The organism is Streptomyces sp. NPDC047000 (assembly GCF_040644295.1).
In the GTDB taxonomy this organism is placed as follows: domain Bacteria; phylum Actinomycetota; class Actinomycetes; order Streptomycetales; family Streptomycetaceae; genus Streptomyces.
On record NZ_JBEYWE010000002.1, the window covers coordinates 203550 to 226698 of the forward strand.

At 72.9% G+C, this 23149-nt stretch carries 19 protein-coding genes and 1 riboswitch; of the genes, 14 read left to right on the forward strand and 5 right to left on the reverse strand.

Annotated features, from left to right (window positions below):
• Positions 1–109: 109 nt before the first annotated feature.
• A complete protein-coding gene (locus ABZ862_RS04285) occupies positions 110–1330 on the reverse strand; it encodes a hypothetical protein (protein ID WP_360951953.1) in 1221 nt (406 codons plus the stop codon).
• On the opposite strand from ABZ862_RS04285, the gene ABZ862_RS04290 reads away from it, so the two are divergent.
• Positions 1217–2623 (forward strand): DUF6350 family protein, encoded by a 1407-nt coding sequence (locus ABZ862_RS04290; RefSeq protein WP_360951956.1) that lies wholly within the window; start codon positions 1217–1219, stop codon positions 2621–2623. The genes ABZ862_RS04285 and ABZ862_RS04290 overlap by 114 nt on opposite strands.
• Positions 2624–2850: 227 nt before the next feature.
• Here ABZ862_RS04290 and ABZ862_RS04295 read toward each other — a convergent pair whose 3' ends face one another.
• The gene (locus ABZ862_RS04295) at positions 2851–3816 is read right to left on the reverse strand and encodes a hypothetical protein (protein WP_360951959.1); all 966 of its coding nucleotides are present in this window, start codon (positions 3814–3816) and stop codon (positions 2851–2853) included.
• Positions 3817–4191: 375 nt separating this feature from the next.
• On the opposite strand from ABZ862_RS04295, the gene purN reads away from it, so the two are divergent.
• Positions 4192–4821 carry a phosphoribosylglycinamide formyltransferase gene (purN, locus tag ABZ862_RS04300; RefSeq protein WP_360951962.1) on the forward strand — a complete coding sequence of 210 codons (630 nt, stop codon included), beginning with the start codon at positions 4192–4194 and terminating at the stop codon, positions 4819–4821.
• Positions 4818–6386 (forward strand): bifunctional phosphoribosylaminoimidazolecarboxamide formyltransferase/IMP cyclohydrolase, encoded by a 1569-nt coding sequence (purH, locus tag ABZ862_RS04305; RefSeq protein WP_360951965.1) that lies wholly within the window; start codon positions 4818–4820, stop codon positions 6384–6386. Before purN ends, purH begins: the two co-directional genes overlap by 4 nt.
• Before the next feature lie 148 nt (positions 6387–6534).
• Here purH and ABZ862_RS04310 read toward each other — a convergent pair whose 3' ends face one another.
• Positions 6535–7113 (reverse strand): RDD family protein, encoded by a 579-nt coding sequence (locus ABZ862_RS04310; RefSeq protein WP_360951968.1) that lies wholly within the window; start codon positions 7111–7113, stop codon positions 6535–6537.
• A gap of 344 nt (positions 7114–7457) precedes the next feature.
• Between ABZ862_RS04310 and ABZ862_RS04315 the strand changes: the two genes are divergently transcribed.
• The 7 genes from ABZ862_RS04315 to ABZ862_RS04345 all read left to right on the forward strand — a co-directional run bounded on the left by ABZ862_RS04315 (position 7458) and on the right by ABZ862_RS04345 (position 15733).
• The gene (locus tag ABZ862_RS04315; protein ID WP_360951971.1) at positions 7458–8312 is read left to right on the forward strand and encodes a bifunctional methylenetetrahydrofolate dehydrogenase/methenyltetrahydrofolate cyclohydrolase; all 855 of its coding nucleotides are present in this window, start codon (positions 7458–7460) and stop codon (positions 8310–8312) included.
• 169 nt (positions 8313–8481) lie between these two features.
• Positions 8482–9087 (forward strand): DUF3017 domain-containing protein, encoded by a 606-nt coding sequence (locus ABZ862_RS04320; RefSeq protein WP_360951974.1) that lies wholly within the window; start codon positions 8482–8484, stop codon positions 9085–9087.
• A 388-nt stretch (positions 9088–9475) separates the two neighbouring features.
• Positions 9476–10792 (forward strand): DUF2690 domain-containing protein, encoded by a 1317-nt coding sequence (locus ABZ862_RS04325; protein ID WP_360951977.1) that lies wholly within the window; start codon positions 9476–9478, stop codon positions 10790–10792.
• 461 nt (positions 10793–11253) lie between these two features.
• A complete protein-coding gene (locus ABZ862_RS04330) occupies positions 11254–12243 on the forward strand; it encodes a malate dehydrogenase (protein WP_360951980.1) in 990 nt (329 codons plus the stop codon).
• A 228-nt stretch (positions 12244–12471) separates the two neighbouring features.
• Entirely contained in the window at positions 12472–14250 is a 1779-nt protein-coding gene (locus tag ABZ862_RS04335) for a hypothetical protein (protein ID WP_360951983.1), read from the forward strand.
• Between the two features lie 72 nt (positions 14251–14322).
• The gene (locus ABZ862_RS04340) at positions 14323–14679 is read left to right on the forward strand and encodes a hypothetical protein (RefSeq protein ID WP_360951986.1); all 357 of its coding nucleotides are present in this window, start codon (positions 14323–14325) and stop codon (positions 14677–14679) included.
• 10 nt (positions 14680–14689) lie between these two features.
• The gene (locus ABZ862_RS04345) at positions 14690–15733 is read left to right on the forward strand and encodes a hypothetical protein (RefSeq protein WP_360951989.1); all 1044 of its coding nucleotides are present in this window, start codon (positions 14690–14692) and stop codon (positions 15731–15733) included.
• A gap of 63 nt (positions 15734–15796) precedes the next feature.
• Here ABZ862_RS04345 and ABZ862_RS04350 read toward each other — a convergent pair whose 3' ends face one another.
• Positions 15797–16666 carry a hypothetical protein gene (locus ABZ862_RS04350; RefSeq protein ID WP_360953062.1) on the reverse strand — a complete coding sequence of 290 codons (870 nt, stop codon included), beginning with the start codon at positions 16664–16666 and terminating at the stop codon, positions 15797–15799.
• 116 nt (positions 16667–16782) lie between these two features.
• Positions 16783–16876: riboswitch (ZMP/ZTP riboswitch) on the forward strand.
• Between the two features lie 46 nt (positions 16877–16922).
• Between ABZ862_RS04350 and ABZ862_RS04355 the strand changes: the two genes are divergently transcribed.
• The 4 genes from ABZ862_RS04355 (at position 16923) to ABZ862_RS04370 (ending at position 21803) form a co-directional block, all read left to right on the forward strand.
• Positions 16923–18431, forward strand: a complete 1509-nt coding sequence (locus tag ABZ862_RS04355; protein ID WP_360951992.1) for a glycine hydroxymethyltransferase — start codon at positions 16923–16925, stop codon at positions 18429–18431.
• Between the two features lie 144 nt (positions 18432–18575).
• Entirely contained in the window at positions 18576–19589 is a 1014-nt protein-coding gene (gene trpS / locus ABZ862_RS04360; RefSeq protein WP_360951995.1) for a tryptophan--tRNA ligase, read from the forward strand.
• A 430-nt stretch (positions 19590–20019) separates the two neighbouring features.
• Complete coding sequence (locus ABZ862_RS04365) at positions 20020–20616, forward strand: 2'-5' RNA ligase family protein (RefSeq protein WP_360951998.1); 597 nt, start codon at positions 20020–20022, stop codon at positions 20614–20616.
• 179 nt (positions 20617–20795) lie between these two features.
• Entirely contained in the window at positions 20796–21803 is a 1008-nt protein-coding gene (locus ABZ862_RS04370) for a YihY/virulence factor BrkB family protein (protein ID WP_360952001.1), read from the forward strand.
• Here ABZ862_RS04370 and ABZ862_RS04375 read toward each other — a convergent pair.
• Positions 21757–23049 (reverse strand): D-alanyl-D-alanine carboxypeptidase, encoded by a 1293-nt coding sequence (locus ABZ862_RS04375; protein ID WP_360953065.1) that lies wholly within the window; start codon positions 23047–23049, stop codon positions 21757–21759. The genes ABZ862_RS04370 and ABZ862_RS04375 overlap by 47 nt on opposite strands.
• Between the last annotated feature and the right edge of the window lie 100 nt (positions 23050–23149).

Below are 23149 nucleotides of genomic sequence, written 5' to 3' on the forward strand. Positions count from 1 at the left end.
GACGGGCCCGCACCCCCCGGCCGGGGGGTGCGGGCCCTTCCGTGTCCGCTGTGGCGGCGGCTTCGCCTGCCCGCCCGCGGCCGTTGCGTGAGCCGGTGGCAGAGGCTGTTCAGCGGGTCTCCGGTACGAGACGCTCCGGGCCGCGCGCCGTCTCCTCACGCAACTTGTCGCGCAGGTCCTGCTGTGTCCGGGACGGCGGCCCCAGCGCCACCGCCGGCGGCAGCCCCCGGACCGCCCGCCCGGCCGGTACCGGCGGGTCGTAGCGGGTGGGCGCGGTGTGCAGGGTCAGGGCCGTCGCGCCCGCGATCACGGCGGTGAGGACGAACGCCGCCCGGGTCCTCGCCCGCACCCGCTGCTCACCGTCGGCCCGTACGTGCGGCGGGCGGCCGGGGTCGAGCCGCTCCGAGGAGGCGAGCAGGGTCAGCCGGTGGTGCAGCTCGGCGGGCTCGGCCAGTTCCGGGAGGTACGAGGCCGCCGTCTCGCGGGCGTGCACCAGCCGGTACGCCGTCGCGCGGGTGCTGGCCTCCGTCTCCGCCGCCGTCTCCGGGAGGCCGAGGCCGACACCGTCGTGGAGGAGGAGGGTGCGGCGGTGCGCGGGCGGGAGGCGCAGGAGTACGTCCATGAGGGCGCGGTCGGCCGGTGAAGGGCCGGGTACGGCGGGTGCGGCCGGGGGGAGGGGCGGTTCGGGGCGGCGGTGGCGGCGGTGGAGCCGGTGCCAGGGGGAGAGCGCGTACTCGTGGGTGGCCGCGCGCACCCAGCCCGCCGGGTCCCGGTCACGGGCCACCTCGGGCCAGCGTTCCCAGGCGAGTTGGAAGGCGCGCTCGACCGACTCGTGGGCCAGGCCGCGGCGGCCGGTGAGCAGATAGGACTGGCGTACGAGAGCGGGTGCGCAGAAGGCGTAGAGGGCGTCGAACGCCTGAGCGGGTGTCAGGTCGGGCGCATGCTGACCTCGGGTCACAGTGCATCCCTCCACAGAAAAAAGCACATAAGCGCATTTTGGGCGACACTGCGAAGGTCTGCCTGTTACGGGGGAAACGAGTGTGACGTTGGGAGCATGACGGGCGTGACGCAGACGCCCGAACGCCCGCCTTCGCCCCTCCGGCCCTTCCCGCTTCTCCGGATGCCCGACGGACTCGACCGCCGGAACCACCGGAACCGCGGAGACCGGCGGTGGTGGCGACAGCGGCCCGGTCGAGGGCCCGGACTGGCCGCGGGCGTGCTGGGCGGTGTGGTCGCGGCGGGCCTCGGACTCTGCTGGTCCGCGGTTCTCGTCATGGTGCTGTGGATCGCCTCCCCGTACCCCGACAACGGCCCCGGCGGCGCGCTGCACCTCGCCGCGGCCCTGTGGCTGCTGGCGCACGGGGCCGAACTGGTCCGCACCGACACGCTCACCGGCGCTCCCGCACCGATGGGAGTGACCCCGCTGCTGCTCCTCGCGCTGCCGGCGTGGCTGGTGTACCGGGCGGCCCGGGACGCGGCGGAGGCGGCGGAGGGGCCGGAACGGCGGGGTGACGACGCGGCGCCACCGCGTCCGAGCCCCGCTCACGCCCCCCGCGCGCCCCGCGTCGGCCACGCCGTCCGTGTCGCGCGGAACGTGTGGACCGGAGTGCTCCTCGGCTATCTGCCCGCCGGGGGCACCGCGGCGCTCTACGCCTCCGGCGGCACCCTGCGTCCGGAATGGGCCTGGACGGCGGTGTGCCTGCCGCTGCTCGCCGGGGCGGCGGCGGGCGCCGGCGTGTGGACGGCGTACGGCAGACCGCTCGAGCCGCTGCGCGGGGCGCTCGTACCGCTGCTGCCGGGGTGGCTGCGGCGGCTGCCGCCGGGTCAGGCCGCGGCGGTCCGCCTCGGTACGGCGGTGCGCGCGGCGGCGGCCGGAACCGCGGTGCTGGTCGTCGGCGGGGCGCTGCTGTTCGCGGTGTCGCTCGGCTGGCACGCGGGGGCGGCGCACACGTCCCTGGTCCGGGGGACGGGCGGCTGGCCGGGGCGGGTCGCGGTGCTGCTGCTCTGCGCGGCGCTGCTGCCCAACGCGGCGGTCTGGGGCGCGGCCTACGGCCTCGGTCCCGGTTTCGCCCTGGGCGTGGGACATCTGGTGACCCCGCTGTCCGCGTCGCCGGCCCCGCTTCTTCCCCGGTTCCCGCTGCTGGCGGCGGTGCCGGAGGCCGGGGCGGGTGCCTTGCCGAACTGGGCGGCGGGGGTCGTACCGCTCGCGGCCGCCGCGGCGGCCGCCTGGGTCACGGTGCCGCACCCGAGGAGGGCCGCGAAGGGGGCGGGAAGAGAGGCGGCGGGGAAGGGCACCGCGCCGGTGCGGCCGACGGCCCGCACCACGGCCGCCACCCCTGAGGTCACCACGGCCACGGCCGCCGCCGCAACAGCCACCGCCGGCCTGGCGGCCGTCCTGTGCGCGGCCGCGGTGGCGGCCTTGGCGGCGGTGTCGGGCGGACGCCTCGGCGTGGCCGCCCTCGCCGCGTTCGGCCCGGTGTGGTGGACGACGGGAGCGGCGGCCCTGGCCTGGCTGACCGTGGTGTCGCTCCCGCTGACCCTGGCCCTCACCCTCCTGCGCCGCAGACCGAAGGAGAGGGCCGCGACGGCGAGTGCGGGGACGGTTCCTGAGACGCGGCGGTGAGTACGTCGCTCCGGCCGCCGTCCGGGGGAGGTGCCGGCAGCGTGGCTACGGCGAGGTCGGGACGGCGGCGCAGCCCCCGGACGCGGTGAACGTTTCACGCCACGGCAGTGCCACGGCAGTGCCACAGCCGCACCGCAGCCACGCCTCCACCGCGCTGCGCTGCCGCTCTCCGCAGCAGCCGAACACCCCACGCTCGCGCGGGACGCGCGGCCGCAGTCGGCGGGCCGTCAGGCGTTGTTGCCCAGGAAGTTGCGCAGTTCCTTCGGCAGCAGGTCGGAGCAGGACTGTCTGGCCTGGTGGGTGAGGGCGTCGTTGGTGCAGGTGTAGTAGTCGCGGTAGACCAGATGGGTCGCGAAGGTCGCGGCGACCAGGACGAGGGCCAGGGACGCCGTGACCAGACCGCTGATCGCGGCCGTGGTCGGCGGCCTGCTCCGGGAGTCCCGGGCCGGCCCGGTGTCCGGGTCGGGGGCGCGGCGGGACGTGCCGCGCAGGCTGCTGATGCTCCAGTACACGGCGAGCGCACCCAGCAGCAGAGCCACGTACGGCCAGCCGAAAAGGATGAAGAAGAACGCCCACATACCGCACAGCAGTGAGTAGCGCGCCCGGCGCTGCACCGGATCCGTGGGGTCCCAGCGCATGCCCGGTCCCGACGGCCCGCCCGGCCCCTCCGGTCCGCCCTGCCCGCCCTGGCCCCCCTGGCCTGCCGGTCCGCCGTGCCCGCCCGGTGCGCCCGGACGCTCGCCGAAGCCGCCTCCCGCGGAGCGGCCCGGCTGCCGGTCGCTCCACTGACTGCCCCAGGGGACGTAGCCGCCGTCACCGGGGGAGTCGGAGTCGTCGTCCTTGCCGCCCGCCGGGCGCCGGGGCTGCCACGGACGGTCCGGGGTGCCCTCCGGCGGCGGTGCGAAGGGATTGCCGTCGTCCCGGCTCCCGCCGCCCTCGTCGCCGCCACCGCTGTCACCGCCACCGCTGTGGCCGCCACCGTCGCGTCCCTCGCCGTGCCGGCCGCCGCCCGTGCCGTTCCCGCTGCCTATCGGCGAGGAGGCGTCCGGGGGCGACGCCGGGCGCTCCCGCAACAGCGCGTGGCCGTCACTCGGCGCAGGGCCCCGCCCGGGCAGCGCGAGGCCGCCCCGCTGCCCTTCCTGCGGCGGTGTCTGCGGCGGGAGCGGGAGGAGTCGCAGGCTGCGGTCCGGCATCAAAGTGAGCGTCTTCCCCTTGTGGCGACGAAAGTCCGCCGACGAATGGACGAATGGACGAATGTCTGAGCGAGCTGAGTGAACCGAGCGAGCCGGGCGGGCCGGGAACGGAGTGGTCCGGACGACGTGAACGGGCTGGGTGAACAGGGCGAACCGAGTGAAGCTGTCATCTCGTGAACGTGCCGCGCACGGGCCGCGTTCCCGAACCGGGCTCCTCCCCAGACGCTACCTTCCGGCCACGCCCCCGTCAGGCGGGGGCCGTCCGATGTGCCGGTATCGTTGCTGACGGTCGTCCGCTTCGTACAGTTCCCCGTATCCACGGGCGCGAAGCATTCGTACGACCATACAAACGCTCTCCCGAGAAAGGGCCCCACCGTGGCCGCCAAGCCCGTGGCCAAGCGCCTCGTCGTGCTGGTCTCCGGATCCGGCACCAACCTCCAGGCGCTCCTCGACGCGATCGCCGATGCCGGTCCCGAGGCGTACGGCGCCGAGATCGTGGCCGTCGGCGCCGACCGCGACGGGATCGAGGGCCTCGTGCGCGCGGAACGCGCCGGACTGCCCACCTTCGTACGGAGGGTCAGGGACTACGCGACCCGCGAGGAGTGGGACGCGGCGCTCGCCGAGGCCGTCGCCGCGCACCGTCCCGACCTCGTGGTGTCCGCCGGGTTCATGAAGATCGTGGGGAAGGAGTTCCTCGCGCGCTTCGGAGGGCGGTTCGTCAACACCCACCCCGCCCTGCTGCCCAGTTTCCCCGGAGCCCACGGCGTGCGGGACGCACTCGCGTACGGCGCCCGGGTCACCGGCTGCACCGTCCACTTCGTCGACGACGGCGTCGACACCGGCCCGATCATCGCCCAGGGAGTGGTCGAGGTCCGGGACGAGGACGACGAGAGCGCTCTGCACGAGCGCATCAAGGACGTCGAGCGAAGGCTGCTCGTCGAGGTCGTGGGGCGCCTCGCCCGCAACGGCTATCGCATCGAGGGACGAAAGGTAGTCATCCAGTGACCGTCACCGCCGAGAACACCAAGCGGCCCATCCGACGGGCGCTCGTCAGCGTCTACGACAAGACGGGCCTCGAGGACCTCGCGCGCCGACTGCACGCGGCCGGTGTCGAACTCGTCTCCACCGGTTCCACCGCCTCCCGTATCGCCGCCGCCGACGTCCCCGTCACCAAGGTCGAGGAGCTCACCGGTTTCCCCGAGTGCCTGGACGGCCGCGTCAAGACCCTGCACCCGAAGGTGCACGCCGGCATCCTCGCCGACCTGCGCCTGGAGAGCCACCGGCAGCAGCTCGACGAGCTGGGCGTCGCCCCCTTCGACCTCGTCGTCGTGAACCTCTACCCGTTCCGCGAGACCGTCGCCTCCGGCGCCACGCCCGACGAGTGCGTCGAGCAGATCGACATCGGCGGCCCCTCCATGGTGCGCGCCGCCGCCAAGAACCACCCCTCCGTCGCGGTCGTCACCAGCCCCGCCCGCTACGCGGACGTGCTCGCCGCGGTCCAGGACGGCGGCTTCGACCTCGTCACCCGCAAGCGGCTCGCCGCCGAGGCGTTCAAGCACACCGCCGCCTACGACGTCGCCGTGGCCTCCTGGTTCGCGTCCGAGTACGCCCCCGTCGACGACTCGGACTTCCCCGACTTCCTCGGCGCCACCTGGGAGCGCGCGCACACCCTGCGCTACGGCGAGAACCCGCACCAGCCCGCCGCCCTCTACACCTCCCACGCCGGCGGCCTCGCCGAGGCGGAGCAGCTGCACGGCAAGGAGATGTCGTACAACAACTACACGGACACGGATGCCGCGCTCCGTGCCGCGTACGACCACGCCGGGCCGACCGTCGCGATCATCAAGCACGCCAACCCGTGCGGCATCGCGACCGCCGCGGACGTCGCCGAGGCGCACCGCAAGGCGCATGCCTGCGACCCGCTGTCGGCGTTCGGCGGCGTCATCGCCGTCAACCGGCCCGTCAGCAAGGAGATGGCCGAGCAGGTCGCCGAGATCTTCACCGAGGTCATCGTCGCGCCCGGCTACGAGGACGGCGCTCTCGAGGCGCTCACCAAGAAGAAGAACATCCGTGTCCTGAAGGCCGCGCACGGCCCGTCCGCCCCGGTAGAGGTCAAGCCGATCGACGGCGGCGCGCTGCTCCAGGCCGCCGACCGCCTCCAGGCCGACGGCGACGACCCCGCCCACTGGACGCTCGCGACCGGCGAGGCGCTGTCCGAGGCGGAACTCGCCGAACTCGCCTTCGCCTGGCGGGCCTGCCGGGCCGTCAAGTCCAACGCCATCCTGCTCGCCAAGGACGGCGCCTCCGTCGGCGTCGGCATGGGCCAGGTCAACCGGGTCGACTCGGCGAAGCTGGCGGTCGAGCGGGCGGGTGCCGAACGGGCACGGGGCTCCTACGCGGCGTCCGACGCCTTCTTCCCCTTCCCGGACGGGCTGGAGATCCTCACCGAGGCCGGCGTCAAGGCCGTGGTGCAGCCCGGCGGTTCGGTCCGCGACGAGGCTGTGGCGGAGGCCGCGCGGAAGGCCGGGGTCACCATGTACCTCACGGGGACGCGGCACTTCTTCCACTGACCGCCGCCGTTCCCCGGCTCGCCGGGCCGTACGACGAAGCGGCCGCCGGTTCCCGGAAGGGAACCGGCGGCCGCCGCCGTTCGTTCAGTCCTCGTGCCACCGGTGATTCCGGAGAACCAGCGGCTCAGTGACTCGGTGATTCAGCGACTCACTGCGAGCGTATGACGATCGAACCGCACACCTTGTCGGCGAAGGTCTGCCGCTTGGCGTCCCAGGCGGGCCACAGCCAGCCCAGGTAGCAGGCGATGCTGTCGAGGGCGTGGGCTATACGGCGGACGAAGGCCATGCCGACGCCGAGCGGCTGGCCGGTCTCCTCCTTCAGGAGGCGTATGCCGAGGGCCTTCTTGCCGAGGGTCTGGCCGGTGCGGCCCTCCATGATGAGCTGCCAGATCGCAAGACCCAGCAGGATGAGGATACCGACGATCATGAGCGCCGGGGTCTTCCTGCCGAAGAGGACGAGGAGGTACGGGACGAGGAAGACCAGACCGTCGACGAGGGTGCCCAGGAACCGCTGGCCCCAGTTCGCGTACGCCGGCTGCGCGCCGTAGCCCGGAGCGCCGTAGCCAGGGGTGCCGTAGCCCGGCTGAGCCTGCTGCGGGTAGCCGTAACCGGGCTGGCCCTGCTGCGGGTAGCCGTAGCCCGGCTGGCCCTGCTGGGGGTAGCCGTAACCCGGCTGCTGCGGGTTCTGCGGCTGACCGTAAGGATTTTCGGGCGAGCCGAAACTCATGACTGTCTTCCTCCGTTGACGAACTGGGGACGACGCGGATGGCGCGGAGGATCGTCAACGAACGAGCGGTTTGCCCCCCAACACGGACCGCGGCACTGCGCCGCTCATCGTCGTAGCACAGACAAGTGGTTGTCCAGCTCAAATGGTCAGTAGTTGTGCAAGTGCAACATCCTGGATCATGACGGGCGGGGCGGAAGCAGAGGCGTGGGAAAGACGTGGGGAGAACAGTGGGTACGGGCAGCGAAACAGCAGGGGACACGCACGGAGCGGTGACCGGCGGCAGCACCCGGGGGTCCGGGGCACCCGAATTGAACCGTGCGCCCGCGATCCGCGAGGATGGAGTCATGACCGCCCAGATTCTCGATGGCAAGGCCACCGCCGCCGCGATCAAGTCCGACCTTGCCACCCGGGTCGCAGCGCTGAAGGAGAGGGGCGTCACGCCCGGCCTCGGCACGATCCTCGTCGGGGACGACCCCGGCAGCCAGAAATACGTGGCAGGCAAGCACCGCGACTGCGCGCAGGTCGGCATCGCCTCCATCCAGCGCGAACTGCCCGCCACCGCCACGCAGGAGGAGATCGAGGCGGTCGTCCGCGAACTGAACGAGGACCCCGCCTGCACCGGTTACATCGTCCAGCTGCCGCTGCCCAAGGGCATCGACGAGAACCGCATCCTCGAACTGATGGACCCCGACAAGGACGCCGACGGCCTGCACCCGATGAACCTCGGCCGCCTCGTTCTGGGCGAACCCGCCCCGCTGCCCTGCACGCCCAACGGGGTCCTCACCCTGCTGCGCCGCTACGGCGTGGAGCTCAAGGGCGCCGAGGTCGTGGTCGTCGGCCGCGGCATCACCATCGGCCGCCCGATGCCGCTGCTGCTGACGCGGCGCAGCGAGAACGCCACGGTGACCCAGTGCCACACCGGCACGCGCGACCTGTCGGCGCACCTCAAGCGCGCCGACGTCATCGTCGCCGCGGCGGGCTCCGCCCATCTGATCCGCCCCGAGGACGTCAAACCGGGCGCCGCCGTGCTCGACGTCGGCGTCTCCCGGACCGCCGAGGGCAAGATCGTCGGCGATGTCCACCCCGGTGTCGCCGAGGTCGCCGGCTGGATCTCCCCGAACCCGGGCGGCGTGGGCCCGATGACCCGCGCCCAGCTGCTCGTCAACGTGGTGGAGGCGGCGGAGCGCGGTGTCGCCTGACGCGAGCAGCAAGGAACACGCCCCCGGCCCCCTGGCCGGGGACCCGGAGCAGGCGCCCACCCCACCCAGGCCGACGTCGACGGCCAAGCCTGCGTCCGCGCCAAGGGATGCGTCCACGGCCAAGCCGACGTCCGTGGCCGAGTCGGCGTCCGTGACGAAGGGGGCCCCTGTGGCCAAGGGTGCCGCCGTCGACCTGAGGGGCGCGGGGAACTGCGCGACCGGCCACGACGAACCGGTACACGACACCGAGCCCGACCGCACCGCGTCCGAAGCCGCCGCCGCTGAAGCCGCCGAGGCGGCGGAGGCGGCCGAGGCCGTGGAGGCCGCCGCGGAGCAGACCGTCCGCGACGCGATCAGCGTGCCCGACGTCCAGGGCCGCGCCCGCCGGGTCACACGCCGGTTCCCCCTGTTCACCAGGGACACCGCGCGCCCGGAGGGCGGTGGCCGTGCCGCGCCGGGTGACGCTCCCGCGCCCGCCCGGCAGTGGCCGATACTCACCGTGCTCGGGCTCGCCGCCCTGGGGCTGCTGGTCATCGCCCTCGACCAGTTCCGGGCCGGCACGCTGCTGATCGGGACGGCGCTGCTCGCCGGAGCCGTGCTGCGCTGGGTGCTCCCCGGGGTCGGCATGCTGGCCGTGCGCTCCCGGTTCACGGACATCGTCACCTACGGGGTGCTCGGCGGCGCGATAGTGCTGCTGGCGATGATGGCCCAGCCGCATCCCCTGCTGGAGATCCCGTTCCTCAAGGACACCCTGCATTTCACACTGAACAACTGAGGCACCCGGCCCCCCGCCGCCGGGTGACCCGCGGCCCCGGCGCACACGGGTACGGCGGACCGTCCCCTCCCCCGAGAAGGACGGTCCGCCGTCCCGCCCCACTCTTCTGCACCGCGGTCGGTCCGATCAACGCCTGTCAGAGCCCTGTGGCACGGAAGTGACCGTTCCGCTACGTGCTCGCGGCAGGACGGCGCGCGGCGGACCGCGCCGATGCCCTGGCGTGGCCCGGAAGACCCCGTGCGCCTCCGCTCCGGGAACTGAGATCCTCGAAGCACGCATCCCTGTGAGTAACCACCCCCGGGTACTCGTCAGGAGCCCCACGCGCGGGGGAGGCGCGGCGGACACGCGGTGGCACATCGGTACGGACCCGGGGGAGGAGGGGGAAGGAATGCCTCGCTGGAGGGCCTTGCCGGACGATCTCGATCCGCAGGTCAAGGAGTTCGCGGAGCAGTTGCGGCGGCTCGTGGACCGCAGCGGTCTCGGCGTCGCGGCGCTGGCCGACCACACGGGTTACAGCAAGACGTCCTGGGAGCGCTACCTCAACGGCAGGCTTCTCGCACCCAAGGGTGCGGTCGTCGCGCTGGCCGAGGTCACCGGGACCAGCCCGGTTCACCTGACGACGCTGTGGGAACTCGCCGAACGGGCCTGGAGCCGGTCCGAGATGCGCCATGACATGACCGTGGAGGCGATACGGATCTCCACGGCGCGCGCCGCGTCGGCGGGGACCGGGACGGTGGCCTCCCCGGCCCCGGCGCACACGGGCGGCAGGCCGTCGGCCCCACCGCCGTCGCCGGCACCCGCCAGGCCCGGCGTGACCGAACAGGCCGGGACCCGACCGGCCGGAAGCGGACCGGCGGTGCCGCGGTCCGCCCCGCCGGAGGACGCCGTCCCCGGCAAGGCCACCTCCGGCGCCTCCGGCGGAAACGGCGGGGACGGCACCGCCAACTCGTGGGGGGTTTCCGGGTACCGGGGTCCCTCGAGGTCCGGCGGCCGTCCGGCACCGGGTACGGCGGCGGCGTCCGGCGGTACCGCGCGGCCCGGACCGGCGACCCCGGACGCCGAGACCCCGTTCGGTCCGCAGGGTGAACCGCCGCGGGCCCGCGCACCCCGGCCGGCCGGTCCGGCGGGCGGACCGGGAAGCCCCGGCAGGTCCCGAGGCCCGGGTGGATCCGGTGCTGCCGGGGGCTCCGGCGGCCTGGGCGGCCCGGTGGGCGGACGACGGCTGGTGATGTTCGCGGCGGGCCTGGTCGGTGTGCTGGTCGTGGTCGCGGTGGCGCTGTTCCTCACCCGTGACGACGGCGGGAACGGCGAGGCCGCGCATCCGAAGGCGAAGCCGTCGGCCACCGCCACGCGGAAACTGCCGCCCGGGGTGAAGTGCGCCGGGACCGGCTGCACCGGCAAGGACGCGGAGGCCATGGGCTGCGCCAAGGACACCACCACGGTGAGCACGGTGAAGAGCGCGACCGTGGGCACGACGCTCGTCGAGGTCCGCTACAGCACGGTGTGCGGTGCCGCGTGGGGCCGTATCACCTCGGCGGCGCCGGGCGACCGGGTGACGCTGACCGCGGGCACGAAGAAGGTGTCGGACGGCATCACCACGGCCGGTGACACCATCGCGTACACCCCGATGGTGGCGGCGAAGGACGGCTCCGCGGCGAAGGCGTGCGTGACCCTGGCGTCAGGACAGCAGGGCTGTACGCCGTAGGGCCGTAGGGAAGTCCGTCCCCGTCCGGCATGAAGCGGTCGGCGGTGGGCACGCGCTCGGTATCCCCCCACGGGATTCCGGTCGTGTGCCGGTGCCCCGTCCGGCGGCCGCCCCTCCTCTCCCCTCTCCCGGACGGGGCGGCCGTCCGGTGTGCCCGGGGCATGGCGCGACCGGCGACAGGCGGTGTGCGCCGCACGACCCGGCTCGGCGGTCGTGGTCGTGGTTGTGGGACGGGCCACACGAGCCCGGGCGTCCGGTATCGGGGAGGCGCGCGATAGCCTGGCGGCCGGATCTCTCTTGACGCCAAGATATCGATCATCTGTGCAGGTGATCGCTCATCGCGGCGGCACCGGCCCTGGGCCGGCACCGGTCACGAGCCGGTACCGGCCCGGTCCGGGACGGGGGATCCCGTACCCCCGGGGCGGGGACGCCCCACCGCCAGCTGTCCTACGGAGAACGCCATGACCCGCACTCCCGTGAACGTCACCGTCACCGGCGCGGCCGGCCAGATCGGTTACGCCCTGCTCTTCCGCATCGCCTCCGGCCAGCTGCTCGGCGCGGACGTGCCGGTCAAGCTGCGTCTGCTGGAGATCACCCCGGCGCTCAAGGCGGCCGAGGGCACCGCCATGGAGCTCGACGACTGCGCGTTCCCGCTCCTCCAGGGCATCGACATCTCGGACGACCCGAACGTCGCCTTCGACGGCACCAACGTCGCCCTCCTCGTCGGCGCCCGCCCCCGCACCAAGGGCATGGAGCGCGGTGACCTGCTGGAGGCCAACGGCGGCATCTTCAAGCCCCAGGGCGCGGCCATCAACGCCCACGCGGCCGACGACATCAAGGTCCTCGTGGTCGGCAACCCGGCCAACACCAACGCGCTCATCGCCCAGGCCGCCGCGCCCGACGTACCGGCGGAGCGGTTCACCGCGATGACCCGCCTGGACCACAACCGCGCGCTCACGCAGCTCGCCAAGAAGACCGGCACCACGGTCGCCGACATCAAGCGCCTCACCATCTGGGGCAACCACTCCGCCACCCAGTACCCCGACATCTTCCACGCCACCGTCGCGGGCAAGAACGCCGCGGAGGTCGTGGGCGACGAGAAGTGGCTGGCCGAGGACTTCATCCCGACCGTCGCCAAGCGCGGCGCCGCCATCATCGAGGCGCGCGGTGCCTCGTCGGCCGCCTCCGCCGCCAACGCCGCCATCGACCACATCCACACCTGGGTCAACGGCACCGCCGAGGGCGACTGGACCTCCATGGGCATCCCGTCCGACGGCTCCTACGGTGTCGCGGAGGGCCTGATCTCCTCCTTCCCGGTCACCTGCAAGGACGGCGTGTACGAGATCGTGCAGGGCCTGGACGTCAACGAGTTCTCCCGCACCCGCATCGACGCCTCCGTGCAGGAGCTCTCCGAGGAGCGCGACGCCGTGCGCGCCCTGGGCCTCATCTGATCGTCGGCACCCTTCGCGGTGGGCCGTGTTCCGGTTCCGACCGGGACGCGGCCCACGCCTGTTTCCCCTGGTGCCGTCGTGAGCGGTGACGCCGCATGCGATCCGCGCTCCTCACGCGATTGCATCGAGCGGGTGATACTCGCTGTCCCCGTCCCTCTTGTCCCCCTATGCTGATGTGATGTCAGCTCGCTTTTCTGCGGGCTGAGTTCCACGCATCGGGGGATCCGTGTGAGCACCGCGTACCTGCCAGGGCAGCAGAATCCGGAGCCGGCGCCACGCCCTGTCGGCCCGGACGCCGTCGCGCCCGTGCCGCCGCACGCCAGTGAGGCCACGCGCCTGCTGTGCGCGGGCACCTATCTGGACGCCGGTTACCGCGACCGGGTGATCGAGCAACTCCATCTCCACATGCAGCGCTTCGTGGCGCCGTCGCTGGGACTGGACGCGGCCCGGGTCCTGGCGCACGCGCTGCGCGCCCGGCGGCGTGAACTCGGCTGGGCGGGCCTCTCGCTGGGGCTGTGGGCGGCGGGTGGCGCGCTGACCCGCGGTCTGGTCCTCTTCTTCCTCGCGCCCAGCGTCAGCCTGTGGATCGGGAGATGGATCAGGGGCCGTGCCGAACAGCCGCCGGTGTACCGCAGAGTGCTGGCCTTCTACTTCCGCTGGGGCGGGCGGCTGGAGTTCGCCGCCCTGTGCATCGGCACCGTCCTCGCCGCGTTCGGAGCGGGGGGCGGCGGCTCTTCCGTGGCCTCCTCGTCCGAACCGCCCAGTGCGTTCGATCTGATCACCTTCAAGGCCGGGACGGACGTGCTGGCGGGCGTGTTCAAGCTCTGGGAGGCGTGGGCGGCGATCGTCCTGCTCCTGCTCATCGCGGGCTGTGAACTCGCCGGCCGGATCGAGTTCGCCGCGAGCATGGCGGCCGAGCTGTCCCCGCGGCGATTCCCGGACGCCGCCGCCGACCCGGCCGAGCGGAGCGAAGGACAGCGCTTCCGCCGGCTGGCCCACCGCATCCGGACCGAGCAGCACGCACCCCTGATCATGTACGAGGAGGCACGTCCCTTCCGCGGGGCGGGCGAGGCCTACGACATCTGGGTGCTGTCCGTCGAACTGCGGCCCGACGAGATGAAGAAGCAGCAGCCGATCAGCAACCGGGCCGTCCTGGAAAGGATCCGGCCGTTGCTCGAACGGCTCCGGCTGCCCGCGGAGTACGCGGGACCCGGGGTGCGTGACCGGCTGCGCGCGCTGGAGATCGACGAGTGCGTGTTCCTGCCCGCCGAGGGGCTGCTGCGGCGCGACGAAGCGCCCTATCAGCCCCAGCAGTTCGAGTTCCACCGGGCGCAGGCGGTCGAGGAGGGCGCCGAGAAGCGGCGGCACTTCCTGCGGATCCGGGTCGGGGGCTGGGAGGAGGAACTGGTGGTCACCGTGTTCGTCCGTATCCACACCCAGGGCAGGATGCTGATGCTGGAGATCGCTCCGCATGTGCTCCAGCCGGTGCGCGAGGATTTCAAGGACGCCGACCGCGCGGCGCACCGTTTCCGCCACAACAACCACCTCGGCAAAGCAGTCTGGGCCCTCGCCCGGGTGCCCGGCTCACCGGCCCGCTGCATCGTCGTCATCGGCAGGATGGTGGCGTACCTCTGGCGGCAGCTGACCGGGGGCTACACCAACGCGCTGCCCGAAGGCCCCGCCCTGTCCGTGCGGGAACTGGGCGCGGCCGAGGCGGGATCCTTGTTCCACGAGATGGACGTCCTGCGGTACCTGAAGAGCATCCAGGACCGCGTCGCGAACGGTGTGCGGTCCGCGCTCGCCGAATGCGGTTACCAGACAGGCGAGTTCGTTCAGCAGGTCAACAACATCAGCAACGGGGGCGTGCACATCCGGGACATCTCCGGAGGCACCTTCGCCTTCGGCGACCACGCGCGTGTGTCCTCGTCCACTTCGCCGGCCCCGTCCGCCTCGACCCCTTCGTCCGCCGCGTCCACCCCCCTCGGCGGAGGCGGCGCCAAGCCGTAGAACGCCGCACGCCGAAAGCCGCACGCCGCGCGTCACAAGCCGAACGCCGAACGCCGAAAGGAGCCCGCGCCCATGGGGTCGGACGAATCCAGGATCAGCATCCGCGACATCTCGGGGGGCACCTTCGCCTTCGGCGACCACGCCCACGTCGAGAGCCACCACACCACCGGCGCGGAACCGGCCGACGAGACGTCGCGCGAACTGCTGCTCGCGGTGAGGGAGCTGCGCGCCGACCTGGCCCGGGTGCGGGCCACCGAGCAGACCGCGACGCTGGACGCGGCGCTCGCCGACACCGAGGACGAGATCACCCGCACCGGCCGGGCGGCCCCCACCCGCCGGGAGCGGCTGCGTGAACTGCTCGCCGATTCCCAGGCGCTGCTGACCGTCCTCGCCTCGGCGGGCGCGGTGGCCGGGCTGGTAGGGCTGTGAGAGGAGCACCGTGAGCGGGGGACCGAGACACTGGAACGAGGAGACCCAGCGCTGGGAGGACCCGGGCGGCGCCGCGGCCGTGAGCCCCCCGACGCTGCCGGGCCGGACCACGCCCCACCCCATGACGCCACCGACGCCGTCGACGCCACCGGCGGCACCCCCGGTCCCCCCGTCGTGGTACGACCCGGAGCCCGGCACCCCGCTCCCGGCCCCTCCGCTCCCGCCCGCCCCGGACACCGCCACCTGGCCGTCATCACCACCCCCGGACCCGGGCGGCACCCCGCCCGGCGGCGGCCACGGCGGGCGCCTCGTCCTGACCGTGATCGTCGGTGCCGCCGCGGCCGGAGTGGCCGTGAGCCTGGTCCTGACCCTGGTGATCGGTGGCGGCGGCAAGAACGACGCCCGTCCGAGGACCACCCCGACGGCCACCACGGCACACGCCTCCCCGACCCCGACCACGCTCCCGACCTCCACCACCCCGACCACGGCCCCGGGGTCCCCGGGCTCGCCGTCGGCCACGCCCACGGGCATCGCGACCGCCCCCTTCCAAGGCGGCGCCCGGCTTCCCGCGGGTTACGAGGCGTACCAGGACGACCAGGGCTTCCGGATCGCCCGGCCCAAGGGCTGGAGCCGTACCACCACCGCCTCGGTCTTCGGTTTCGCCGTGGTCAACTACCGCAGCCCGGACAGGAAGCAGCGTCTCCAGATCTACCAGGTGGAGGAGGCGTCACCGGACGCCTCGTTCGATCTCTTCCTGTCCGACCAGACCGCCAAGCCCGCCGGTTTCCGGTCGGTGTCCCGCGAGAACCTGGACACCGCGGACTTCACCGGCACCCGGGTCGCCTGGACGGCCACACGCATCAAGGGCGAATCGGACGTGGGCACCTGGCACGTCTACGACGAGCGCTTCGTGGCCCCGGACGGCAAGATCTACGCCATAGCGGCGTACGGCCCCGACACCGGCGGTCACCGCACCCGGGAGCTCCGGAACCTCACCACGGCACTGACCTGGTTCTGCCCGACCGGCGCGACCTGCGAGACCCCACAGGACTGACAGGACTGACAGGACGGGCACGACGGGCAGGACGGGCAGGACCGGAGGGGTCTCGTCCCGGGTCTAGGCCGCGGGCAGCCGGCGGGGAGGACCCTTCTCCGCCGCCCCCTCCGCGGGCGCCTCCCCGAACCGCGCCAGCAGCAGCGCCCCCGCCACCGCCACCGCGAACCCCAGCACCGCCAGCCAGGCCAGGCCCTCACGGGTCCGGTCGCCGAGCCACACCACACCCACCACCGCCGGGCCCACGGTCTCCCCGACGACCGTCCAGGCGGTGGCCGTCGTCACCGAACCCCGTTGCAGGGCCGAGGTGAGCAGCAGGAACGCGGCTCCGCCGCCGATCAGCAGGGCGTACACCGCCGGGTCGGTGAGCAGAGCGGGCAGGCGCAGCGAGTCGATCAGCCGGACCGCCACCTCCACCACCCCGAAGCCGAAACCGGCCCCGAGCCCCAGCACCAGGGACCGCGTCCGCCCCTTCAGCCGTCCCCCGAGCGGCGCGAGCGACAGCACCGCGACCGCCGTCGCCAGCACCGTGTACCGCAGTGCGGTGGTACCGCTCCCGGCACCCTCCGGGCCCGCCGCCAGGCCGAGCATCGCGAGCCCGGCGCACACCACGGCCACCGCGCCCCACTCGACACCGCTCAGCCGCACCTTCAGCAGCCGTGCCGCGACCACCGCCGTCACCGCGAGACTGGACGCCAGCGCCGCGCTCACCGCGTAGATCGGCAGCGACCGCAGTGCCGCGATCTGGAACAGGAAGCCGAGTCCGTCCAGCACGAGACCGGCGAGGTAGCGCCACTGGCGCACCGCCCGCAGGAAGAGCGCGGCGTCCCCGCCGCCGCTCCCGTCTCCTTCCGCGGCCACCGCTCGCGCCGCCCCCGCCTGGAGCACCGTCGCCGTACCGAAGCAGACCGCCGCGCCCAGGGCGCACACCATTCCGAAGAGCACGGACCGACTGTAGAGCGCGCCACCGCCCGCGACCGCCCGGTCGTGTCCTCTTCGCCCGGATCGTGGACGGCGGACCTGACGCTTCCGGAGCGGGCGATAGGCTGGCTGCGGGCCGTGACTGGCGCGCTGGGATGGGACGGACCATCGGGGAGCGGCCCGGCAGTGAACGATCGTGTGCCGTGCGCCTGGGCCGAACCGTGAACGCAGATACGTGAAGATGTGCACACGTCGTCCGGAGGTCCGTATGTCAGCCACTCCCGAGCAGCAGCCTCTCTCCGAGCAGTCCCCCGCCACGCAGCAGCCTGCCTCCCGGCAGTCCCTCTCCGCGGAGTCCACCGCCTTCCGCGCCGCGCTCGACGTGATCCGCGCCGTGGAGCCGCGCGTCGCCGACGCGATCGGGCAGGAGGTCGCCGACCAGCGCGAGATGCTCAAGCTGATCGCCTCCGAGAACTACGCCTCCCCGGCGACGCTCCTGGCGATGGGCAACTGGTTCAGCGACAAGTACGCCGAGGGCACCGTCGGCCGCCGCTTCTACGCCGGCTGCCGCAACGTCGACACCGTCGAGTCGCTCGCCGCCGAGCACGCCCGCGAACTGTTCGGCGCCCGGCACGCCTACGTCCAGCCGCACTCCGGCATCGACGCCAACCTCGTCGCCTTCTGGTCCGTCCTCGCCCAGCGCGTCGAGGTCCCCGCCCTGGAGAAGGCCGGTGTCCGCCAGGTCAACGACCTCTCCGACGCCGACTGGGCCGAACTGCGCCAGGCCTTCGGCAACCAGCGCATGCTCGGCATGTCCCTCGACGCCGGCGGCCACCTCACCCACGGCTTCCGCCCGAACATCTCCGGCAAGATGTTCGACCAGCGTTCCTACGGCACCGACCCGGCGACCGGGCTGGTCGACTACGACGCCCTGCGCGCCGCCGCCCGCGAGTTCCAGCCGCTGATCATCGTCGCCGGCTACTCCGCCTACCCCCGCCTGGTGAACTTCCGGCTGATGCGGGAGATCGCCGACGAGGTCGGTGCCACCCTCATGGTCGACATGGCGCACTTCGCCGGTCTGGTCGCGGGCAAGGTCCTCACCGGTGACTTCGACCCGGTGCCGCACGCCCAGATCGTCACGACCACCACCCACAAGTCGCTGCGCGGCCCGCGCGGCGGCATGGTGCTGTGCGACGACAGCCTCAAGGACCAGGTGGACCGCGGCTGCCCGATGGTGCTCGGCGGCCCCCTGCCGCATGTCATGGCCGCCAAGGCCGTCGCCCTCGCCGAGGCCCGGCAGCCGGCCTTCCAGGACTACGCCCAGCGCATCGTCGACAACGCGCGCGCCCTCGCCGAGGGCCTGATGCGGCGCGGCGCCACCCTGGTCACCGGCGGCACGGACAACCACCTCAACCTCATCGACGTCGCCGGCTCCTACGGTCTCACCGGCCGCCAGGCCGAGGCCGCGCTCCTCGACTCCGGCATCGTCACCAACCGCAACGCCATCCCGTCCGACCCCAACGGCGCCTGGTACACCTCCGGCATCCGCATCGGCACCCCCGCTCTCACCACCCGGGGCCTGGGCACCGCCGAGATGGACGAGGTCGCCGCCCTGATCGACCGTGTCCTCACCGCCACCGAGCCGGGCACCACCAAGTCCGGCGCGCCGAGCAAGGCCGCGTACGTCCTGGACGGGAAGACCGCCGACGAGATCTCCCGCCGCGCGACCGACCTGGTCGCGGGCTTCCCGCTCTACCCGGAGATCGACCTCGGCTGAGCCGCCCCCACCCGACGCGGGGGACCGCGCGGCCGTCCTGTCACGGCCCGCGCGGTCCTCGCGTGTTTCCCGTGCGTTCCTCGTGTGTGCCCTGCGTGTTCCCCGCGGACCGAGGTCCCTTCCCGCTCTGCGACAATGAAAAACATGGCCTCTGATCGACCCCGTGTGCTCTCCGGAATCCAGCCCACCGCAGGTTCGTTCCACCTCGGCAACTACCTCGGTGCCGTACGCCAGTGGGTGGCCCTCCAGCAGACGCACGACGCGTTCTACATGGTCGTCGACCTGCACGCGATCACGATTCCGCAGGACCCGGCCGAGCTGCGCGCCAACACCCGCCTCGCCGCCGCCCAACTCCTCGCGGCCGGTCTCGACCCCGAGCGCTGCACGCTGTTCGTCCAGAGCCATGTCCCCGAGCACGCCCAGCTCGCCTGGGTCATGAACTGCCTCACCGGCTTCGGCGAGGCCTCCCGCATGACCCAGTTCAAGGACAAGTCCGCCAAGCAGGGCGCCGACCGCGCCTCCGTCGGCCTGTTCACGTACCCCGTCCTTCAGGTCGCGGACATCCTGCTCTACCAGGCCCACGAGGTCCCCGTCGGCGAGGACCAGCGCCAGCACATCGAGCTGACCCGCGACCTCGCCGAGCGCTTCAACGGCCGCTTCGGCGAGACCTTCACCGTCCCGAAGCCGTACATCCTCAAGGAGACGGCGAAGATCTACGACCTCCAGGACCCGGGCGTCAAGATGAGCAAGTCGGCGTCCACGCCGAAGGGCCTCATCAACCTCCTCGACGAGCCGAAGGCCACTGCGAAGAAGGTGAAGAGCGCCGTCACCGACACGGACACCGTGATCCGCTACGACGCCGCCGGGAAGCCCGGCGTGAGCAACCTGCTCACCATCTACTCCACCCTCACCGGCACCTCGGTCGCCGACCTGGAGAAGCGGTACGAGGGCAAGGGCTACGGCGCCCTCAAGACCGACCTCGCCGAGGTCATGGTGGACTTCGTGACGCCGTTCCGGGAGCGCACCCGGCAGTACCTGGACGACCCGGAGACGCTCGACGCCGTCCTCGCCAAGGGCGCGGAGAAGGCGCGTGCCGTCGCGGCGGAGACGCTGGCCCAGACCTACGACAGGGTCGGCTTCCTCCCCGCCAAGCACTGAGACCGGAGCGCTGGGACCGAAGCACTGGGACCGGAACGCTGTGACCGGAGCGCTGTGACCGGAGCGCTGTGACCGGCACACCGGTCACAGCGGCCCCCGCGGTCACACCGGCCACACGCACCCCGGCACGTCCGGCACGTCCGGCACCTCCCGGACGGCGGAGCGGGCGCACACCACCCGGGCGCACGGCCGTACGCACGTCGTCGCACGGCCGTGCGCATGCCCTGCTCCCGAAGCGCCGCACATCACTCCCGCTGCGCCTGCCCACGACCCGGTCGTGGTCGTACAGTCGATGGCGGACGGCAAACAGCACAGACGACTCACAACTCACCGGAAACCGCCGGATCCCGTCGGACCGCCCCGGACCACACCGGAACGCACGGGGCCCGGCCGGCACGACGGAACCGGCACGACGAGAAGGAGACGAGACGTGGGGACCGTAACGATCGGCGTGTCGATCGCGGTTCCGGAGCCTCACGGCAGCCTGATCCAGGCGCTGCGCACGGGCTTCGGCGACGCCGCGGCTCTCGGTATCCCCACCCATGTCACCCTGCTCCCGCCGACCGAGGTCGCCGAAGACGACCTCCCGGCCATCGGGCGGCACCTCACCGAGGTCGCCCGCTCGGGACGCCCGTTCCCGATGCGGCTGTCCGGCACCGGAACCTTCCGGCCCATGTCGCCGGTCGTGTACCTCCGGATCGCCGAGGGCACCGAGTCGTGCACGTGGCTCCAGAAGCAGGTCCGTGACGCGTCGGGACCGTGCGCGCGGGAGCTCCAGTTCCCGTACCACCCGCACGTCACCGTGGCGCACGGCATCGGCGAGGCCGCCATGGACCGTGCCTTCGAGGAACTCGCCTCCTACGAGGCGGACTGGTCCTGCACCGGCTTCGCGCTCTACGCGCGCGGCAGCGACGACATCTGGCGCACCCTGCGCGAGTACGCCTTCGGCGGTGCGGTCGTGCCGCCCCAGATACCCCACCCGGACCGGGACCTCGGCCGGGACCGGGGCACGATCCCCAGCCGCTGAGCACACCCGTCCGCCGGACACCCCGCCGGGCGTACGGCCGGACATCCGGCCGCCGCGGCGGGAATCTCTGACCCGTTCGTGTCCCCGCAGGTCACACTTCCGCGCTTTCGGGGAACCCGCAGATCCGGGAAACCCGGAACCCGGGTTCCCGTGGACCGCGCGGAGGGCAGGACCGGATCATGGACTGGCTGAAGAGACTCCCGGTCGTGGGCCCCCTGGTGGCGCGCCTCCTGCTGACCCACGCATGGCGCTCGTACGAGCGTCTCGACCGGGTCAAGTGGACCCGGCTGGCCGCCGCGATGACGTTCATCAGTTTCATCGCGCTCTTCCCGCTGCTGACCGTCGCCGCGGCCGTCGCCGCCGCCACCCTCAGCCCCGGGCAGCAGCGCGACCTCGAGAGCAAGATCACCGAACAGGTGCCGGGCATCTCCGGGCAGCTGGACATCAACGCCCTGGTCCAGAACGCGGGCACCGTCGGCCTGATCGCCGGTGCCGTGCTGCTGCTGGCCGGCATCGGCTGGGTCGGGCAGGTGCGGGACTGCCTGCGCGCGGTGTGGGAACTGCCCGACCGTGAGGAGAACCCCCTGGTGGCCAAGGCCAGGGACGCGGGGGTCCTGGTCGGCCTCGGCGGTGCCGTCCTCGTCACCTTCGCCGCGTCCGCCCTGGGCTCGGCCGCCGTGGGCTCGGCCCGGGGGCTCGGCCTCGCCGAACACGGCTGGGGCAGCGTCCTGCTGCGCGTCGCCGCGTTCGCCGTGGCCGTCCTCGCCGACTTCCTGATGCTGCTCTACGTCCTCACCCTGCTGCCCGGCGTGGAGCCCACCCGCCGCCGCCTGTTCGTCGCCGCGCTGCTCGGCGCGATCGGCTTCGAACTGCTGAAGCTGCTGCTCAGCGGCTATATCCAGGGTGTCGCCGCGAAAAGCATGTACGGCGCCTTCGGGGTGCCCGTCGCCCTGCTGCTGTGGATCAACTTCACCTCGAAACTCGTCCTGTTCTGCGCGGCCTGGACGGCGACACCGAGCAAGGCGAGCGAACGGGGCGAGGCGGACGAGCCTGCCGACTCGGCCGAGCCTGCCGAGTCGGTCGAGACGGGTACGACCGGTACGACCGGTGAGCCCCGTGAACCCGGCGCGCCCGGTGACGTCACTTACGGCGGCGCACCAGGTCGGGCAGCGGCCACCGGCGGTTGACCAGGTAGCCGCCCGCCGCCAGCAGGACCACCACCCCGCCCGCTATCCCCGCCGCGATCCCCACGCCCCCGGAACCGTTCCCCGCCTGCGCCGCGGCCACCGGCGCCTTCGCGTCCCCGGCCGAGCCGCTCCCGCCGCCCGCCCGGCCCCCGGCCGCCGTGGCCCCCGGCTGCGGGCTCGCCGACGCCGAGGCCGCGGTGCCCCTGGGCGCCACCAGCGTGCCCACCGGAGTCACCTTCCCGGCCGCCTGGAACCCCCAGTCGAACAGCTTGGCGGTCTCCTTGTAGACCTCGTTGTGCTCCGCGGTCTCCGGCCTCATCACCGTGACGAGCAGCACCCGGCCGCCGCGCTCCGCCACCCCCGTGAAGGTGGCGCCCGCGTTGGTGGTGTTGCCGTTCTTCACCCCGGCGATGCCCTGGTAGACGGGTACGTCGGTGTCACCGCTCAGCAGCCGGTCGGTGTTCTGGATCTCGAAGGAGCCGCGGACCTTCTTGCCCTTCTTGTCCTTCTTCGTCTCGCCGGGGAACTGCGCCCGCACGGTCGAGCAGTAGGTGCGGAAGTCCTTCTTCTGCAGCCCGGAGCGGGCGATCAGCGTCAGGTCGTACGCCGACGACACCTGGCCGGGAGCGTCGTAGCCGTCGGGGCTCACCACATGCGTGTCGAGGGCCTGGAGCTCGTCCGCGTGCGCGTTCATGTCCCGCACCGTGTTCTTGACGCCGCCGTTCATCGCCGACAGCACGTGCACGGCGTCGTTCCCGGACCGCAGGAACACGCCCAGCCACAGATCACGGACGGTGTAGCTCTCGCCCTCCTTCACCCCGACCAGGCTGGAGCCCTCACCCATGCCCGCCAGATCGGCGGGCACCACCTCGTGCTCCTCGGAGCTGGGGAACCTCGGCAGCACGGTGTCCGCGAACAGCATCTTCATCGTGCTCGCCGGGGGCAGCCGCCAGTGCGCGTTGTGCGCGGCGAGCACCTCGCCCGACTCGGCGTCGGCCACGATCCACGACCGTGCGCTGAGCCCCTTGGGCAGCACGGGCGCCCCGGCGCCGAGCTCGGCCTGCGTCCCGGTCTGCCCGAGCCGGGTGCCGCCCACCGTCGACATGGCCGCCGGGGGAGTGGCCGAGGGACTCGTGGTCGGTTTCGGCGCGGCGAGGGCGGCACCGGGGACGGTGAGAACGAGGGACGAGGCGAGGGACAGCGTGGCGGCGGAGGTGAGCAGCGCGTGGCGGGTACGGGGCGTCATGGCGGTTATCAGGCGTCCGGTCGTGAGGGGGGTGGTGGTCAGGGGTGCGGGCACGTCCGAGAAGGTACCCGCCGTGAGCTCCGGGGCCACAACGCCCGCC